This window comes from Streptomyces pseudovenezuelae, assembly GCF_029892565.1.
GTDB lineage: Bacteria > Actinomycetota > Actinomycetes > Streptomycetales > Streptomycetaceae > Streptomyces > Streptomyces pseudovenezuelae_A.
On the sequence record NZ_JARXVH010000018.1, the window covers coordinates 69,938 to 87,372 of the forward strand.

Consider the following 17,435-nt stretch of genomic DNA (forward strand, 5'->3'; position numbering starts at 1 on the left):
TGGCGGCCGCGCACTCTTTGACGCCCCGTCGGCGCCCAGCGCCGGTCACGGCACCACCGTGACCGGCCACCGCCCCGTCTTCACCAACCGCACCGCCACCGAACCGACGAAGCGGTGACCGGCCTGCTCCGAGGCGCCCACCACCACCGCGTCGGCCTTGAGATCGTCCGCCGCCTTCGCCAGCCCGCCGTAGGGGTCGCCGCGGAAGGTGTGGAACTCCCAGCGCACGTCGAATATCCCCTTGACCTGCTCGGTGGCCTGCCGGATCTGCGCCATCAGCTCCTCGGCGATCTCGTCCGTCGTCTCGGCGACCGGAGCGCCGAGCGCGGCGCCCGCCGCCATCACCGGCTGCACGTACACGATGGCGAGCAACGCGTGCTGTCGTCGGGCCAGGCCACCGGCGTAGGAGGCGGCGCGGAGCGAGGAGGCGGAGCCGTCCACGCCGACCACGATTACCTTGGGGCCGTCCGTGCCCCGCTCGAACTGGTGCGAGTGCTGTTCCGTCACGGCGCAGAGGCTATCGGAAACCGCAGGTCCCGCCCCCGGTCGGGACGCCTCGACGGGCGCGGTGGCCGGGGCCTTCCTACAGTCGGAACCATGACTGCCACCGTGGAGGCCGCGACGCCCAAGGACATCGCGGGCTCGGCCCGGCCGCCCGGCAGCGGGCCGCTGAGCAGGGTGCCCGAGGGTTTCGCGGCCTTCTTCGGCGCCCTGGGCCTGCTGTGCGTCCTGCTGGCCTTCATCCCACCGCTGCGCACCCTGCTGCGCCCGGTCGTCCGCTTCCTGGACCTGCTGATCGTCCCGGTCAGCGCCAACCTCGCCTACGCCGTCTTCCTGTTCCTGCTGGCCGCCGCGACCGCCGCCCGCAAGAAGGCCGCCTGGTGGCTGGTCGTCGTCTATCTGGGCCTGCTCGTCCTCACCGACGCCCTGGGCGTGGCGGTCGGCCTGTACTTCGACTCCCTGCCGTCCCTGATCGTCTGCGGCCTCGCCCTGATCCTGCTGATCGTCGCCCGCAAGGAGTTCTACGCCGCCTCCCGTCGCGCAGCCGTCCGCCGCGCCCTGCTCGTCCTCTTCGTCGGCCTGGTCCTCGGTGTCCTCGCCGGCTGGGGCCTGGTCGAGCTGTTCCCCGGCACCCTGCCGCACGGCCAGCGCCTGGCCTGGGCCGCCAACCGGGTCTGCGGCGGCCTGGTCTCCGCCCGCTCCTTCGACGGCCGTCCGCCGCGCGCCCTGTACTTCCCGCTCGGCCTGTTCGGCGCGCTCGCCCTGCTCAGCGCCGCCGCCACCATGTTCCGTTCACAGCGCATGGAAGCCGCCCTGCACGGCGACGAGGAGTCCCGCATCCGCGCCCTCCTTGCGGCCTACGGCGAGCAGGACTCCCTCGGCTACTTCGCCACCCGCCGCGACAAGGCCGTCGTCTTCTCGCCCAGCGGCAAGGCCGCCGTCACCTACCGCGTCGAGGCCGGCGTCTGCCTCGCCAGCGGCGACCCCGTCGGTGACCGCGAGGCCTGGCCGCACGCCCTCGCCGCCTGGCTGGACGTGGCCCGCAAGCACGCCTGGGCGCCCGCCGCGATGGGCGCCTCCGAGGACGGCGCCAAGGCCTTCGCCCGCGCGGGGCTCGGCGCGCTGGAACTCGGCGACGAGGCCATCCTGCACGTGGCCGACTTCGACCTGAGCGGCCGCGAGATGCGGGTGACCCGGCAGGCCGTGCACCGCGTCCGCCGCACCGGCGCCACCACCCGCGTCCGCCGCCACTCCGCCCTCACCGACCAGGAGATGGAGGAGGTCGTCGACAAGGCCGACGCATGGCGGGACACCGAGACCGAACGCGGCTTCTCCATGGCCCTGGACCGCCTCGGCGACCCGGCCGACGGCGACTGTCTCCTCGTCGAAGCCCTGGGCGAGGACGGCCGGTTGCTCGCCCTGCTCTCCTTCGTGCCCTGGGGCAAGGACGGCGTCTCGCTCGACCTGATGCGCCGCGACCGCACCGCGCCCAACGGGGTCATGGAGTTCATGGTCGCCGAACTGTGCGCCGCCGCACCCAAGTTGGGCGTGCGCCGGATCTCCCTCAACTTCGCCGTCTTCCGCTCGGTCTTCGAGGAGGGCGCCCGCATCGGCGCGGGCCCGGTGCTCCGCCTGTGGCGTCGTCTGCTCCTGTTCTTCTCCAGGTGGTGGCAGTTGGAGGCCCTCTACCGCTCCAACGCCAAGTACCACCCCGAGTGGTACCCGCGCTTCATCTGCTACGGCGACACCGCCTCCCTTGCCCGGATCGGCCTCGCCTCCGGAATCGCCGAAGGCTTCGTCTCCGTACCGTCGTTGCGCAAACTCTGGGGAAAGGGGCACTCGAAAGGGGCGCCCAGGCCCGCGACGACCGAGGGCCTGCCGTCGTTGTCGGCGCTCGGCCTCGCCGGAGGGGACGAGGCCGGGCCCGGCGACCAGCACACCGGCCTGCCCGAACAGGTCCGCGTCCGCCACCGCACGCTCGACCGGCTGCGCGCCGACGGCACCGACCCCTACCCGGTCGGCATCCCGGCCCGCACCCACACCCTCGCCGAGGTCCGCCCGGGCGAGGAGGTCACCGTCGCCGGCCGGGTCATGCTGGTGCGCGACTTCGGCGGCATCGTCTTCGTCGGGCTGCGCGACTGGTCCGGTGACGGCCAACTCGCCCTCACCCGCGCGGAGTCCGGCGCCGCCCTCGACCGCTTCACCGCCGACACCGACATCGGCGACCACATCACCGCCACCGGCCGCGCGGGCACCAGCGACCGGGGCGAGACCACCGTCTTCGTGACCTCCTGGCAGCTGACCGGCAAGTGCCTGCGCCCCCTGCCCGACAAGCGCCGCGGCCTGACCGACCCCGAGGCCAAGGTCCGTATGCGCTACCTCGACCTGGTCTCCAGCCCAGCCGCCCGCGACGTCGTCCGCGCCCGCTCCACCGCCGTACAGGCCCTGCGCCAGGGCCTGTTGGCGCGCGGCTACCTGGAGGTCGAGACCCCGATGCTCCAGCAGATCCACGGCGGCGCCAACGCCCGCCCCTTCACCACCCACATCAACGCCTACGACCTCGACCTCTACCTGCGGATCGCGCCCGAGCTGTACCTCAAGCGGCTGTGCGTCGGCGGCCTGGAGAAGGTCTTCGAGATGGGTCGCACCTTCCGCAACGAGGGCGTCTCCTACAAGCACAACCCCGAGTTCACGATGCTGGAGGCCTACCAGGCCTACGCCGACTACGACGTGATGCTCGACCTCGCCCGCGAACTGATCCAGGGTGCCGCGACCGCCGCCTTCGGCTCCGCCGTCGCCCGCAAGGACGGCCAGGAGTACGACATCTCCGGGCCCTGGCCGGTCAAGACGGTCTACGGGGCGATCTCCGAGGCGCTGGGCGAGGAGATCGACGCCGACACGGAACTGCCCGCACTGCACCGGTTGTGCGACCACGCGAAGGTGCCGTATGGCGTCGAGGACGGGCGCGGGGACGTCGTACTGGAGATGTACGAGCGGCTGGTGGAGGAGCGGACCCAGCTGCCGACCTTCTACAAGGACTTCCCGACCGACGTCTCCCCGCTCACCCGCCAGCACCGCACCGACCCGCGCCTGGCCGAACGCTGGGACCTGGTCGCCTTCGGGACCGAACTCGGCACCGCCTACTCCGAACTGACCGACCCCGTCGAACAGCGCCGCCGCCTCACCGCCCAGTCGCTGCTCGCCGCCGGCGGCGACCCCGAGGCGATGGAGCTGGACGAGGACTTCCTCGACGCCCTCGAATACGCCATGCCGCCCACCGGAGGCCTCGGCATCGGAGTCGACCGACTGGTCATGTTCCTCACGGGCCTGACGATCCGTGAGACGCTCCCGTTCCCCCTGGTGCGCCGCCGCTGACACCGATCGTTGGGCCGTGTGGGTGTATTACTGCCGCCGCGCCGGTGTTGCTGTGGTGCGTCGGCCTTCGGCCGGGCGACTCATGAGTCATGAAGAAGGATCAGTTGCTCACGCGGCGCGGGGCGTTGTTCGCCGGCGCCGCCGCTCTGGGGGCGGCCGGCACCGCCGGCGCGGTGCTGTGGGGGACCGGCGGCGGGCAGGCAAAGCCGCCCGCTCCCGCCGCGGGACCGCAGGCGAGCCGCCCGCTCAAGCCGTCCGCCTACCGGCTCCAGCCCCTGACCGGCTACGGCCCGCCCCGCACCACCCCCGGCCGGACCCTCGTACGGCACGAGCCCTTTCTGAAGATGTCCGGTCGCGGCCGCACCATGGTGCTGACCTTCGACGACGGACCCGACCCCCGCTACACCCCGCACATCCTGGACACCCTCGCCGAGTACGACGTCCGGGCCATGTTCTTCGTGTGCGGGGAGATGGCCGTCGACAACCAGGACCTGCTGGCCCGCATGGCCGACGAGGGGCACGTCGTCGGCAACCACACCTGGTCCCACCCGCTGCTGACCCGGATGACCCGCGGGCAGATCCGCTCCGAGATGGACCGCACCAGCGACGTGATCGAGGACGCGTACGGGGAGCGGCCGCAGTGGTTCCGCGCGCCCTACGGGGCCTGGAACCGGGCCGCGTTCCAACTCGGCGCAGAGATGGGCATGGAGCCCCTCGCCTGGACGGTCGACACCCTCGACTGGACCACCCCGGGCACCCGCTCCATCGTCCACCGGGTGGAGGGTGGCGCAGCCCCCGGCGTCGTGGTGCTCTCGCACGACGCCGGGGGCGACCGCTCCCAGAGTGTCCGGGCCCTGCGTGACTATCTGCCGCAACTGCTGGATTCCGGCTATCACATGACCGTGCCGAGAAGGCGTACCGCGTAGACCGCATTACGCCCGCCCGGTCGGGGAACGCTCAGCGGACCTCGACCAGGCGGGCGAAGACCACGACGTTCCCGTCGTATCCGTGCTGCTTGGAGAAACCGCCCCCGCAGGTGATGACCCGCAATTCGGGGGTGCCCTTGGAGCCGTAGACACGGTCGCCGGGGAAGTCGTTCTTCGCGAAGACCTCGATGCCGTAGATCTCGAACACGGCGGTCTTCCCGTCTTTGCGCGCGACGTCGACGCGATTTCCCTTCTTGAGGGCCCCGAGTCCGTAGAACACGGCGGGGCCCTGTTTGTTGTCGACGTGGCCGACCACGACCGCCGTGCCCTTCTCGCCGGGCGAGACCGCGCCGGTGAACCAGCCCGCCAGGTTCGGATCCTCCGGCGGCGGCGCCCCGACCCAGCCGTCCGCGTCCAGGCCGACCGGCATGACGGGCGCGTCGACCCGGATCGAGGGAATCCGCACCCGGTCGGGCATGGAGAACGCCAGCGGCTGGGCCTTGGCGAAGGTCCCCGGCACCCGGCTGTCGGCCGCGGCCGCCGAGGCCGGCTGCGGCGGACCCACGTCGAACTCTCCCGAACCATTCCGAATGAGCGCGAGGCCGGTCAGCAGAACAAGCGCTATCACGCCCCAAGGAGCGCGCTTCTTCGGCTGCGGCTCCTCCTCGTCGGCCAGCTCGAACGCAGACATTCGATTTCCCCTCTCGACGCGGCCGTCGCCACGTCATTCGCGCATACGAGAACGCTAAGTGCCGCGTGCGAAACCGGCGACGGGGGAGAAGCGAACGGGTGGCCGCACTCTTTTGGTGCGCCATCCGAGTTGCCGTGCACAGGAATTTTCTGACGGTCTGTGACCTGCGGCGATATCCGATTGTGCGGTTATCCTTCGGCGTGTCTTCTCACCAGGACGGACCAGTGCCGAAATGCGGCCGGGCGCACGGCAACTGAGGGTCTGTCTGGGAGGCGCTTTCTCGCCGATCTACCGGGGAACGGGTCCCGGGGCGTCTTCCGCGGAGGATCACATGCGTACCACTCGTGCCCTGGCGGCCTCGGCCGCCGCGGTCGCCGCACTCGGACTTGCCGCCCCGGCAGCCGTCGCGCGCGACGGCATGAACCTGAGTCCCAGCAACATCGTCGCGCTGCCCAGCGTCATCGCCCGGGGCGGGCAGCTGACCCTCACCGTCGACAACTGCACAGGCCCGGCCACCGCGACCTCGGACGCCTTCCCGGCGACCACGCTCTCGGGCACCAGCAGCCTGATGAGGGGCACCGCGACGGTTCACCGGAACGTGCGGACGGGCTCGCACAGCATCACGGTCACCTGCCAAAACGGGTCCGTGGTCAACCCGGCCGCGTTCACCGTCATCGGCGGTGTCCGCGGCGGTCTCGGCGGCAGCAGCACCAGCGGGGCGACGCCGACCGACATGGCGATCGGCGGCGGTCTGGTGGCCGCGGCCGTCGTCGGCAGCGGACTGTTCTGGATGCGCAGGAGGTCCGAGCGGCGCATCTGACCTCACCCCCTTCGGAGGGCGGATCGCACGCACAACAGGCCTTCGCCCCGGATCCCTTGTCAGGATCCGGGGCGAAGGCCTGTGCGGGTGAGGGGCGCGGGTCAGGCGCCGTCCTCGCCGGTGCGGCGGCGCGAGAAGTGGTACGCCGCCCCGACCGAGCCCACGATGAGCGCGGCACCCATGCCGATCTCCTTGACGTCGAACCCGGCGATGCTGCCGCCCTCACCGGCGTGCACGCCCCGGTAGGGGTTGAGCGGCACCGGTGTGGGATTGACCGGGCGTCCGCCCGCGATGGTCAGATCCGTCGATCCGCTCGCGCCGTCACACGCGAACGTCACCTGGTACATCGCGCCCGGTTTGGCGTCCCAGTCGACCATCGCCGTCGCCGACGACTGGCCGGGGCGGATCGTGACCGTGTCGAACACGCCCGACGTGACCGTCGCCGCGCCTCTGCAGCCGCCGTCACGGTTCAACTGGAGCGTGACCTGACCGCCCGCCGCGATGGTCGAGGGCAGGACGCTGAAGCCGAACGGCGTGATGTTGCCGCCGCCGCTCGCGACGGCTGCGGGTGCGGAAAGGGCGAGGGCGCTGATGCCCAGCAGTGCGGCCGAAGCGACGCGTATCGCGCGCATGGTGGTTCCTCCGGTCCCCGAGGAGCAGCAGCGGACCTTTTCCGCTTGCGCCGGAAATGCACCTCGATGATCGAAACGCTAGGAACATGTGTACGTGTGCGCGATCGCAGTCGTGCGAATGGGGCAACTGTGTGGGCCGCTCAGGGGAACGGCGTTTGAAGGGCCGTCAGCCCCCGATGTGGGGGAAGAGCCGCAGGAAGGGCTCCGCCGAGGCCGTGATGCCCCGGCTGTAGGGCGAGTCGAAGTCCCAGATGAGGAACAGCAGGAAGGCGATCAGGGCGGAGAACAGCCCGGCCAGGATCAGTTCGCGCATGGTGCGCCGGATCTGCAGGGCGAAGACCATCCCGATGGTGACCACGGCTCCGGTCAGCAACCCGAACCACACCACGCCCGGCATGGTCGCCCCCATGGCGGCCGCCCGTGCGTTGCGAGCCTGGTCCGCCGCCATGACCTGGTCGACGAGCGGCTGGTAGGCCTGCGCCTGGAAGTCCGTCGTCGGCCGGTAGTCGGTGACGTCCACGCGGATCCGCTGCAGGAGATCGGTGCCCCGCTGGGTGACCTCGCCGTGGTCGGCCATCGACTTCCACTCGGCGTGGACGACCTGTCCGACATAGGCGTTGACATCGTCCCGAATACGGTTTCGTACGTCGGGCGGGTAGACCCGGACCCGTTCCGAGATCTCGTGCAGCGCGACGGCCTCGGCCTGCACGTGGTCCTGGGCGGCGCTGCGGGCCTCCCACACCCCGGCGATGGCCAGGCCCAGGACGATGGCGTACACCACGCCGATCCACATCGTCATGTACTCGATGACGTCCGGGGTCTCACTGGTGTCCTCGTCGTCGGACGCCGTGCGGTGCCGCAGGAAGGTGATGATGACCACCACGACGCAGGCAGCGAGCATCGCGAGAGTGAGAACAAGCCATTCCGGCAAGAGGTGCCTCCAGGAATCATCGTGGCCGCAGCGCGGCGACGGCGATCACGGCGGGCGTCGTGATCAGCAGGACGAAAGTGAGCGGGGACGGACTGTTGTGGGTCGGCCGTCTGGGGGCCGGAGCCCGGTAGTGCGGGTAGCTCACCGGGCCGGGGCTCGGGCCGGGGGCGGGCTTGACCGAGGGCTTCGGCGGGGGAGTGGGTGTGGGCTTCGGAGGCGGCGGGGGAGTCGGGGCCACCGGGCGCGGCACCGGCCGGGCGGCGGGCGGTGGGGCGGGGGCAGGTGGCGGGGTGGGTGTGGGCTTCGGGGTGGGCTTCGGTTTCGGAGGCGGCGGCTTCGGCGTGGGCTTGGGCGTGGGCTTCGGCTTGGGTGGCGGGGGAGTTGGCGGGGGGCTGGGCGTCGGGGTCGGCGTGGGCTCGGGACAGGGCGGAGGCGGCGGGGGCTTGGGGCAGGCCGGCGGAGTCGGCCGGTCGAGGCTTCCGGCGACCGCCACCGCCTCCGTGCCGTCCGGGCCGGTCGAGGCGTACGCGCACGCGTCGGCCACCGCCACGCCCGCCGGTGCCCCCGTCAGCAGCCAAGCCAGCGTCACCAGGGCCAACAGCCGGGCGGTGAGGCCGGATCGGGTCGGTTCGGGTCGATGCACGACGGAGATCATGAGCCCTCGCGGGCCCGCGCACGCGATGGCGCAGAAGGATTGGCCCGAACGGAGGAAGTAGTGGGCCCGGGGGTTTGATCAGGACTCGCTCACGTCTCCGCTAATGCGTACGTATGTGCGAGAAACAGGGCGAGTCGTACAGGTCGGTGCGCCTGTGTCACAGGTTCCGGAAAGAAATTTGCGGGGCGGTTGAACACAACCGCAGGCCCCATGCGTACTCAGTGCCGTGCGGCGGCGCAGCAGGGCGCTGCAATAGCCTTGGGATTATGGGGAGTTGAAGATGAAGACCTCCTGGCGGAGCGCCTCACTCGTGGCAAGCGCTGCGGCTGTACTGGCGCTGACGACGGCGTGCGGTCAGGAAAGCGGAACGTCGGCGGTGGGTAGCCAGAATGTGGGCGCCACGGCCGCCGCGGGCGACTACGGAAGCGTTCCGGCGGCCGGCACGAGTGCCAGCCCCAGCAATGGCTACGGCGCCGACGGTCAGAATCTGGGGACCCAGACAACCCCTGCGGGCAAGCTCGCCGTTACCGACAACGCGGAACTCGGCAAGATGCTCACCGATGGTGCGGGGCTGACGCTCTACCGATTCGACGACGACACCGCCGAGCCGCCCAAGTCGAGCTGCGACGGCGACTGCGCCACCGCCTGGCCGCCCGTGCCCGCGGACGACGCCTCGGCCGGCGCCGGTGTCGACAAGGCCCTGCTCGGCGAGGTCACCCGGACCGACGGCACCAAGCAGCTGACCATCGGCGGCTGGCCCGCGTACCGCTATGCCAAGGACGCCAAGGCCGGCGACACCACCGGCCAGGGCGTGGGCAAGAAGTGGTTCGCGCTGGCCCCCGACGGCAAGAAGGCCACCCTCGCGAGCCTGCCCGAACTCTCCGTGCGCAAGGACGCCAAGCTCGGCGACATCGTCGTCGACAAGAACGGTCACACGGTCTACCGCTTCCTGAAGGACGTGGCCTGGCCCGACCCGATCTCGAACTGCATCGGTGCCTGCCTGGACAAGTGGCCGGCCGTCGGCCCGGTCGAGGCCAACGACACCAAGGGCCTCAAGAAGAGCGGCCTCATGGCCATCACCCGGCCCGACGGCATCAAGCAGATGACCGTCGACTGCTGGCCGGCGTACACCTTCGCCGGTGACGAGGCCCCCGGGGACACCAACGGTCAGGGCGTCGGCGGTACTTGGTACGTCATGGCGCCCGACGGAAAGCCGATCGGCGCTCCGAAGAAGTAGGGATCACCTCCCCAGGGCTGATCGCACCGGGCAGCGCACGATCGAATGGTCCGCCCCCTCCGCACCGCACGGAGGGGGCGGACCGCTTTTGTGTTTTCCCGTGTTGTCGAGTTGCCCTTTTTGAATGGGTGAGTAACGGCATGTGCCGCGGGCAGTGACCGGGAACGGACGGTCAATTTCCGTTTGGGCTCGCCCCGTTGGCAGGCGATCAGTAGCCTCAGCTCGAACACCGGATCGCCTACGCCTTGGAGACATAGATGGAGCGTCCCGCCTGGGCCCCACGGAGCATCGACATCTCGGTGCCCAGCGTTTCGCGCATCTACGACTACTACCTCGGTGGTTCGCACAATTTCGAGGTCGACCGGGAAGCGGCCCGCAAGGCCATGGACTTCCTGCCGGGACTTCCCAAGATCATGCAGGCGAACCGGGCGTTCATGCGCCGCGCGGTGCGGTTCGCCCTCGACGAGGGCATCACGCAGTTCCTGGACATCGGCTCCGGCATCCCGACCTTCGGAAACGTCCACGAGGTCGCCCAGTCGGCCCGGCCCGGCGCGCACGTCGTCTACGTCGACCACGACCCGGTGGCCGTCGCGCACAGCCAGGCGGTGCTGGCGGGCAACGAGGACGCGGACGTCGTCGCCGCCGATCTCCGCAAGCCCCAGGAGATCCTCGCCAGTGCCGAGGTGCAGCGACTGATCGACGTGAACCGGCCGGTGGCTCTGCTTCTCGTTGCCATACTGCACTTCGTGGAGGACGAGGACAGCCCGTACGAAGCGGTGGCCCAGCTGCGCGACGCGCTCGCGCCCGGCAGCCTGCTGATCCTCACCCATGCCTCGTACGAGGGAATCCCGCTCCCCCCGGAGCGGGCCGCGGGCACGGTGGACGTGTACAAGGACATTCGCAACCCGCTGATCATGCGCTCGCGCGAGGAGATCGCGCGGTTCTTCGAGGGGTACGACATGGTGGAACCGGGACTGGTGCCGATGCCGCACTGGCGGCCGGAGACGGCACTGGAGGACGAGGATCCATACGCGTTCTCCGGGTTCGCCGGCGTGGGGCGCACGGCGTGAGCGCGGAGCCGGACGGGCCGGAGGACAGACTGCGCCGGTTCGCGACGATCTGGAGCCGTGCGGTGTTCCCGGTGACCTCGACGTCGCTGACCCGGCCGGAGTTCGAGGAGCAACTCCTGCCGCTGGCACGCCGGTTGAGCCAGGCGCTGCACACCCGGACGCTCGACGCGGACGAGGGCAGGGCGGTCGGCGCGGGCCTCGTCACCGCGCACTGCACCGACCCCGAGGCGCTCAGCCGCTCGATGGACTGTGTGCACGCCTATCTGGTGCTCTACTGCGGCGAGGACGGCGACCAGGAGGACCTGCGCGCCCGCGCCGCCCGCCTGCAGCACGCCATGGCCGCCGGGTACGCCCAGGCGCTGCGCGAGCGCACACTGGCCGAACAGGAAGCCATCTCGGCGGCCGCCCTCAAGGCGCAGGGCGTGGTCGCCCAGGCGCTGCACGCGAGCGAGGCCCGCTTCCGGGCCGTCTTCGAGGGCGCGGCCATAGGAATCGGCATCGCCGACCTCGAAGGCAACATCCTGCAGGTGAACGGCGCACTGCTGCGCATGTTCGGCCTCACCGACCAGATGATCCGCGGCCGTCGGGTCCAGGAGTGGACCCACCCCGAGGACGCGCCCCAGACCTGGACGCTCTACGACGAGCTGGTCCGCGGCGAGCGCGAGCACTACCACGTGGAGAAGGCCTTCTCCCGGCCCGACGGAACGGCCCTTTGGACCAATCTGACGGTCTCCCTGCTGCGCGACGCGGACGGCAACCCGCAGTACCAGCTCGCCCTCATGGAGGACACCACCGAGCGCCGGCTGCTCAATCTCCGGCTGCGCTACGAGGCCACCCACGACGCGCTCACCGGCCTGCCCAACCGGACCTTCTTCTTCGAGCGTCTGGAAAAGGCACTCAGCGCCGCCGCGGGCCAGCGCTTCGGCCTGTGCTACCTCGACCTCGACGGCTTCAAGGCCATCAACGACAGCCTCGGCCACGCGGCCGGCGACCGGCTGCTCGTCGAGATCGCCGACCGGCTCCAGGCCTGCGCGACCGCGCCCGGCGAGATGGTCGCGCGCCTCGGCGGCGACGAGTTCGTCGCCCTGACCACCGGAACCAGCACCGAGCGCGAGGTCGACGAACTCGCCGAGCGCATCATGAACGCCCTGGTCACGCCGGTCAGCGTGGACGGCAGGGAACTCCTCGTGCGCGGCAGCATCGGCATCGTCGAGGGCCCGGCGGGCGAACGCACCCCCGCCGAGGTGCTGCGCAGCGCCGACATCACGATGTACCGCGCCAAGTCGGCGGGCGGCAACCGCTACGAGCTCGCCGACGAGGAGGCCGACGCCCGCGCCATCACCCGGCACGGACTCACCACGGCCCTGCCCACCGCCCTGGAGCGCGGCGAGTTCTTCATCGAGTACCAGCCCCTGGTCCACCTCGGCGACGGCAGCGTCCGCGGCGCCGAGGCCCTGGTGCGCTGGCTGCATCCGCAGCACGGCGTCCTCGGCCCGGACCGCTTCATCCCGCTCGCCGAACACACCGGCCTCATCGTCCCGTTGGGCCGCTGGGTCCTGGAACAGTCCGTCCGCCAGGCGCGCGAGTGGCGCGAGCGGTACGACGACGCCGGCCCGATGCGCATCAACGTCAACCTCTCGCCCTGCCAGCTCACCCATCCTGGCCTGGTCCAGGACACCGTCGACATCCTGGAGCGCATGGGCGTCCCGCCGGACGTCCTCTGCCTGGAGGTGACCGAGTCCGCGCTCATCGGCGCCGACGACGACCTCCTCAAACCGCTGCGCCGGCTCGCCGAGATGGGCGTCGACATCGCCCTCGACGACTTCGGCACCGGCTACTCCAACCTGGCCAACCTCCGCCGCCTGCCGGTGAGCATCCTCAAACTGGACCGCTCCTTCACCCAGAGCATGCAGCAGTTCCCGGCCGACCCGGTCGACCTCAAGATCGTCGAAGGCATCGTCTCCCTCGCCCACAGCCTGGACCTCGCGGTCACGGTGGAGGGCGTGGAGACCGGAGCCCAGGCCGAACAACTCCGCATACTGGGCTGCGACACGGCCCAGGGCTGGTACTACGCCCGCCCGGGCCCGCCGGAGCGGTTGCACGAACTGGCGTTGGTGGACGCGACCGGCTGAGCCGTCCGCACGCAAAGGGCGTCGGCCGAGGAGATCCTTCTCCTCGGCCGACGCCCTTTCTCGTTCCCCGGCCGGACACTCCCACCGGAAAATAGATCTGTTTCATTCGGCGATGCATCTGCCTCGTCCGTCACATGAATCCGGTTCCGTTCGACGTCTTCCCTCCCTGTGACGCGGATGCCATAGTGGCCACCGCCGATGAACCTGATTAATCCGCAGGCATGGAGGGTTGCACAGTGGCCGATCCGTCACCGGGGTCCGACGGTCCCTACCGGCCGGGGTACGAGCTGGTCGCCGAGCAGCTGCTGGAGTACATCGCCGAGCAGAACCTGCGGCCGGGCGACCGGCTCCCCACGGAGCAGGGACTGGCCGAAGTCCTGGGCGCGTCCCGCAACGTCACCCGCGAGGCGGTCAAAGTCCTGGCCGCCATCGGCCGGTTGAGCGTGCGGCGAGGCGCCGGCATCTTCGTCGCGGAGGCCTCCGGCGGACTGGTGGACGATCAGTTCGCGCACTTCCGTCCAACGAGCATGAACGACGTCCTGATGCTCCTGGACTACCGCACGGTGATCGAGTCGGAGACGGCCCGCCGGGCCGCCGGCCTGGCCACCCCCATCGAGGTCCGCACCGTCCGGGAGGGCGCGCAGAGTTCACTGACGGCCGCCCAGCACGACGACGCGCTCGCCTTCGCCCGGGCCGACGAGGCCTTCCACGACGCGCTGGGCGCGGCCTCGCACAACGTGTTCCTGAGGTCGAGCGTCGCCGGCGTGCGGCGCCTCGCCTCCCAGTCCGACGTGCTGCTCTTCCACGGCGACGCCCCCGGTTCGCTGGAGGTCGCCGCACGACAGCACCTCGCCATCGCCGAGGCGGTCGCCGCGGGGGAGGCCGATCTCGCAAGCGAGTTGATGGTGGAGCACATCGCCACCACGCGGACCCAGTTCGAGCGGAAGATCCGCGACCGGCTGTTCAACCTCGGTGACCGCGCCGCCCCCGGGGCACCCGCGCGGCCGTCGACGGGCGCCGGTCCCGGTGACTCCTCGCAGCCCCCGCAGACGTCGGCGTCGTAAACCGGCTTCGCACGGGCGCCTTCCCGTCCCATGTCCCGGTAGGCCGGTGGACGACCGGCCTACCGCGCCACATCCTTCAGGCGATTGGATTTCCGTGTCTGTTCCGTCTGTGCGCAGTGGGCCGCGGGTGCCCCTGCGAAGAGCCCTCATAGCCGCCGTGTCCCTGGCCGCCGCGGTGGCGCCGCTGACCGTCACCCCGGCGCAGGCCGCCGCGCGATCGTCCGGCCTCACCGTCTACGTCTCCCCGTCCGGCAAGGACACCGGCCGCGGCACCGCCGACCACCCCTTCAGGACGCTGGAACACGCACGGGACTACGTGCGCGACGCCAAGTCCAAGGCGCACGGCGACATCCACGTCCGGCTCAAGTCGGGCACGTACCAGCTCAGCCGCACCTTCGCCCTGACCGCCAAGGACTCCGGCACGGACGGGCAGCGGATCGTCTACGAGGCCGCGCCCGGCGCCCACCCCGTGATCAGCGGCGGCAAGCAGGTCACCGGCTGGACCAAGGCCGACGCCGAAGGGAAGGTCTACAAGGCGAAGTTGACCGGCCTCGACACCCGACAGCTTTACGTGAACGGCGAGTTGAGGACCCGGGCCCGCAGCGGGAAGAACCCCGCCGGGTTCAGCAAGACGTCCACCGGTTACACCTTCACCGACTCCGCCATCAGCGCGTACAAGCACCCGTCGGACCTCGAAGTGGTCAGCTCCTGGGGCTGGAAGCTCATGCGCTGCCCCGTCGAGTCGATCTCCGGCAACGCGATGACGATGAAGCAGCCGTGCTGGCGCAACGCCCACCTCCAGTCGGGCCAGGAGATCCAGAACCCGACCTGGCTGGAGAACGCCCGCGAGCTGCTGGACAGTCCGGGGGAGTGGTACCTGGACACGAGCGCGGGCTACGTCTACTACCAGCCCGAGCAGGGCGAGAACATGAAGACCGTGGACGTGACCGTGCCCGCGGTCCAGGACCTGGTCGATCTGAACGGCACCAGCGCGCACCCCGTCACGGACGTGTCCTTCCGGGGCATCACCTTCTCCGACTCCACCTGGCTCGAACCGAGTTCGCCCGACGGCTTCATCGAGGGCCAGGCCGGCTTCCGGATGGTCGGCGAGGACAACCCGGACTTCGACTCCACGCGCCTGCACTGGAAGAAGACACCCGGGGCCGTCAACGTCAGCCACGGCAGGGACGTCGAGTTCGCCGGCAACACCTTCACGAACCTAGGTGCCGTGGGCCTGAACCTGAACACCGGCACCCAGCACACCGCGATCACCGGCAACGTCTTCCGTCAGATCGCCGCGACCGGCATCCAGGTCGGCGGGGTCGAGTGGGGCGACGCCCACCCCGACGACGCACGGGACGTCACCAAGGACACCTTGGTGAATGACAACGTAGTCACCCAGGTCGCCGACCAGTACAACGGCTCGGTGGGCATCCTGGCCGGCTACACCGACTCCACGGTGATCACCCACAACAAGGTCCACGACCTGCCCTACTCCGGCATCTCCGTCGGCTGGGGCTGGGGCCTGACCGACCAGGGCGGCAACTCTGCCTACCCGAACAACGCCGGCATCCCGGTCTCCGACGCCCCCACCATCAGCCGCGACACCGTCGTCACCGACAACGAGATCAGCGACATCATGAAGTCGCAGGCCGACGGCGGAGCGATCTACACGCTCAGCAGCAACCCCGGCGGCACGGTGTCCGGGAACTACATCCACGGGGTCCCGGCCCCCGCCTACGGCGCCGTCTACCACGACGAGGGCAGCCGCCACTGGCAGAACACCGGCAACGCCTTCTGCGACATCTCCTTCCAGTGGCTGCTGATGAACCACGCCGAGGAGAACACGGCCAAGGGCAACTACACGACCCAACCCGCCTTCAGCGTCCAGTACTTGAGCAAGAACAACGACGTCAACGGCAACATCACGGTCGGCGCCTGCGACCAGCTCCCCGCCTCCATCGTGAACAACGCCGGTCTCGAAGCGCCTTACAGGCACCTAGACCCGGGCCCCGTGGTCACCGACCACCAGGCACCCACCGCCCCCGGCACCCCGACCGCGACGACCGACTTCCCGACCGTCGCCGACCTCAACTGGCCCGCCGCCACGGACGACACCGGCGTCACCGGCTACTCGGTCCGCCAGGACGGCAAGCTGGTCAACGCCTCCGGCAAGAGCTCCGTACGCATCTCCGGCCTGACCGCGGGTCGGACGTACACCTTCACCGTCACCGCCCGTGACGCGGCCGGCAACGAGTCCGCGCCGAGCATGTCCCTGAAGGTCACCATGCCGGACGGCCAGGACCTGGCCCTGAACAAGCCGGTCACCGCGTCCTCCGACTCGGAGGGCAACGTCCCGGCGAAGGTGAACGACGGTGACCTGACGACCCGTTGGGCCCAGAGCCTCGGGCTGCCCGACCCGTCCTGGATCCAGGTGGACCTCGGAGCCTCGTACGACGTGAGCGGGGCGATCACCACCTTCGAGCTGAGCAAGGGCTACAAGTACCGTATCCAGGTCTCGCGCGACGAGGTCCACTGGACGACGCTCGCGGACCGCACCGCCGAGAACACCGCGGCGCAGACCGACTACGCCCACACCGACACCCCGGTCACCGGCCGCTTCGTACGACTGACCGTGACCGGCTCCAGCGGCAACGGCGGCAGCATCTACGACTTCCAGGCCTACGGCACCGCCAGTGCCCCCGCCTCCGACCACACCGCCCCCACGAGCCCCGAGCGGCCCACCGTCAAGGCGCTGCTGCCCAGCCTCGTGGACGTCAGCTGGCCGGCCGCCAGCGACGACACCGGAGTGACCAGCTACGTCGTCTACCAGGACGGCAGGCGGATCGCCGTCACCGACGCGACGACACTGCGGGTCGCGAACCTGAAGCCGGCGACGGCGTACTCGTTCACCGTCGTGGCCAGGGACGCCGAACTCAACGCCTCCGAGCCCAGCCGGACGGCGGAGTTCACCACCCCCGCCGACAACGACCTGGCCGTGAACAAGACGGCGACCGCGTCCTCCGACTCGGAGGGCCACACCCCGGCGAAGGCCGTCGACGGCGACCTGTCGACGCGCTGGGCCCAGGGGCTGGGGCTGCCCGACCCGTCCTGGCTCCAGGTGGACCTAGGCAAGGACACCAGCGTCTCCGCCGTGGTCACCACCTTCGAGTTGGCGAGCGGCTACAAGTACCGCCTGGAGTACTCCACCGACGGCCAGAACTGGTCGACGTTCGAGGACCACACCGCGGACAGCACCGTCACCCAGGCCACCTACTCCTTCGCCGACACCCCCGTCACCGCCCGCTACCTGCGCCTGACCGTCACCGGCTCCAACTGGAACGGCGGCAGCGTCTACGAACTCCAGGCGTACGGCGGTTTCTGAGCCGACGGCTCCCGGT

The 17,435-nt window shown here is 70.4% G+C and carries 13 protein-coding genes; 8 read left to right on the forward strand and 5 right to left on the reverse strand.

The window, feature by feature from the left end; translation table 11 throughout:
• Window positions 1–45 precede the first annotated feature (45 nt).
• Complete coding sequence (locus M2283_RS40145; protein ID WP_280881487.1) at window positions 46–507, reverse strand: universal stress protein; 462 nt, start codon at window positions 505–507, stop codon at window positions 46–48.
• A 90-nt stretch (window positions 508–597) separates the two neighbouring features.
• On the opposite strand from M2283_RS40145, the gene lysX reads away from it, so the two are divergent.
• Window positions 598–3,876: a bifunctional lysylphosphatidylglycerol synthetase/lysine--tRNA ligase LysX gene (gene lysX / locus M2283_RS40150; RefSeq protein ID WP_280881488.1), complete on the forward strand. Its 3,279-nt coding sequence runs from the start codon at window positions 598–600 to the stop codon at window positions 3,874–3,876.
• A gap of 89 nt (window positions 3,877–3,965) precedes the next feature.
• Window positions 3,966–4,802, forward strand: coding sequence for a polysaccharide deacetylase family protein (locus tag M2283_RS40155; RefSeq protein WP_280881489.1), 837 nt, complete (start codon window positions 3,966–3,968; stop codon window positions 4,800–4,802).
• Window positions 4,803–4,833: 31 nt separating this feature from the next.
• Here M2283_RS40155 and M2283_RS40160 read toward each other — a convergent pair whose 3' ends face one another.
• Window positions 4,834–5,493 (reverse strand): class F sortase, encoded by a 660-nt coding sequence (locus tag M2283_RS40160; RefSeq protein WP_280881490.1) that lies wholly within the window; start codon window positions 5,491–5,493, stop codon window positions 4,834–4,836.
• A 331-nt stretch (window positions 5,494–5,824) separates the two neighbouring features.
• On the opposite strand from M2283_RS40160, the gene M2283_RS40165 reads away from it, so the two are divergent.
• On the forward strand, window positions 5,825–6,313 hold the full coding sequence (locus tag M2283_RS40165) for a hypothetical protein (protein ID WP_280881491.1): 489 nt from the start codon (window positions 5,825–5,827) through the stop codon (window positions 6,311–6,313).
• A 101-nt stretch (window positions 6,314–6,414) separates the two neighbouring features.
• Here the strand turns inward: M2283_RS40165 and M2283_RS40170 are convergent, their stop codons facing one another.
• From M2283_RS40170 to M2283_RS40180, 3 genes are all read right to left on the reverse strand, one after another.
• A complete protein-coding gene (locus tag M2283_RS40170; RefSeq protein ID WP_280881492.1) occupies window positions 6,415–6,945 on the reverse strand; it encodes a hypothetical protein in 531 nt (176 codons plus the stop codon).
• A gap of 166 nt (window positions 6,946–7,111) precedes the next feature.
• A complete protein-coding gene (locus M2283_RS40175; RefSeq protein ID WP_280881493.1) occupies window positions 7,112–7,846 on the reverse strand; it encodes a DUF4239 domain-containing protein in 735 nt (244 codons plus the stop codon).
• A 46-nt stretch (window positions 7,847–7,892) separates the two neighbouring features.
• Entirely contained in the window at window positions 7,893–8,519 is a 627-nt protein-coding gene (locus M2283_RS40180) for a hypothetical protein (RefSeq protein WP_280881494.1), read from the reverse strand.
• A 292-nt stretch (window positions 8,520–8,811) separates the two neighbouring features.
• Between M2283_RS40180 and M2283_RS40185 the strand changes: the two genes are divergently transcribed.
• The 5 genes from M2283_RS40185 to M2283_RS40205 all read left to right on the forward strand — a co-directional run bounded on the left by M2283_RS40185 (window position 8,812) and on the right by M2283_RS40205 (window position 17,419).
• Entirely contained in the window at window positions 8,812–9,768 is a 957-nt protein-coding gene (locus tag M2283_RS40185; RefSeq protein ID WP_280881495.1) for an SCO0930 family lipoprotein, read from the forward strand.
• Between the two features lie 257 nt (window positions 9,769–10,025).
• Complete coding sequence (locus M2283_RS40190; protein ID WP_280881496.1) at window positions 10,026–10,838, forward strand: SAM-dependent methyltransferase; 813 nt, start codon at window positions 10,026–10,028, stop codon at window positions 10,836–10,838.
• The gene (locus M2283_RS40195) at window positions 10,835–12,970 is read left to right on the forward strand and encodes a putative bifunctional diguanylate cyclase/phosphodiesterase (protein ID WP_280881497.1); all 2,136 of its coding nucleotides are present in this window, start codon (window positions 10,835–10,837) and stop codon (window positions 12,968–12,970) included. Before M2283_RS40190 ends, M2283_RS40195 begins: the two co-directional genes overlap by 4 nt.
• A gap of 221 nt (window positions 12,971–13,191) precedes the next feature.
• Complete coding sequence (locus M2283_RS40200) at window positions 13,192–14,034, forward strand: FadR/GntR family transcriptional regulator (RefSeq protein WP_432423191.1); 843 nt, start codon at window positions 13,192–13,194, stop codon at window positions 14,032–14,034.
• 127 nt (window positions 14,035–14,161) lie between these two features.
• Window positions 14,162–17,419 carry a discoidin domain-containing protein gene (locus M2283_RS40205; RefSeq protein WP_432423192.1) on the forward strand — a complete coding sequence of 1,086 codons (3,258 nt, stop codon included), beginning with the start codon at window positions 14,162–14,164 and terminating at the stop codon, window positions 17,417–17,419.
• Window positions 17,420–17,435 lie beyond the last annotated feature (16 nt).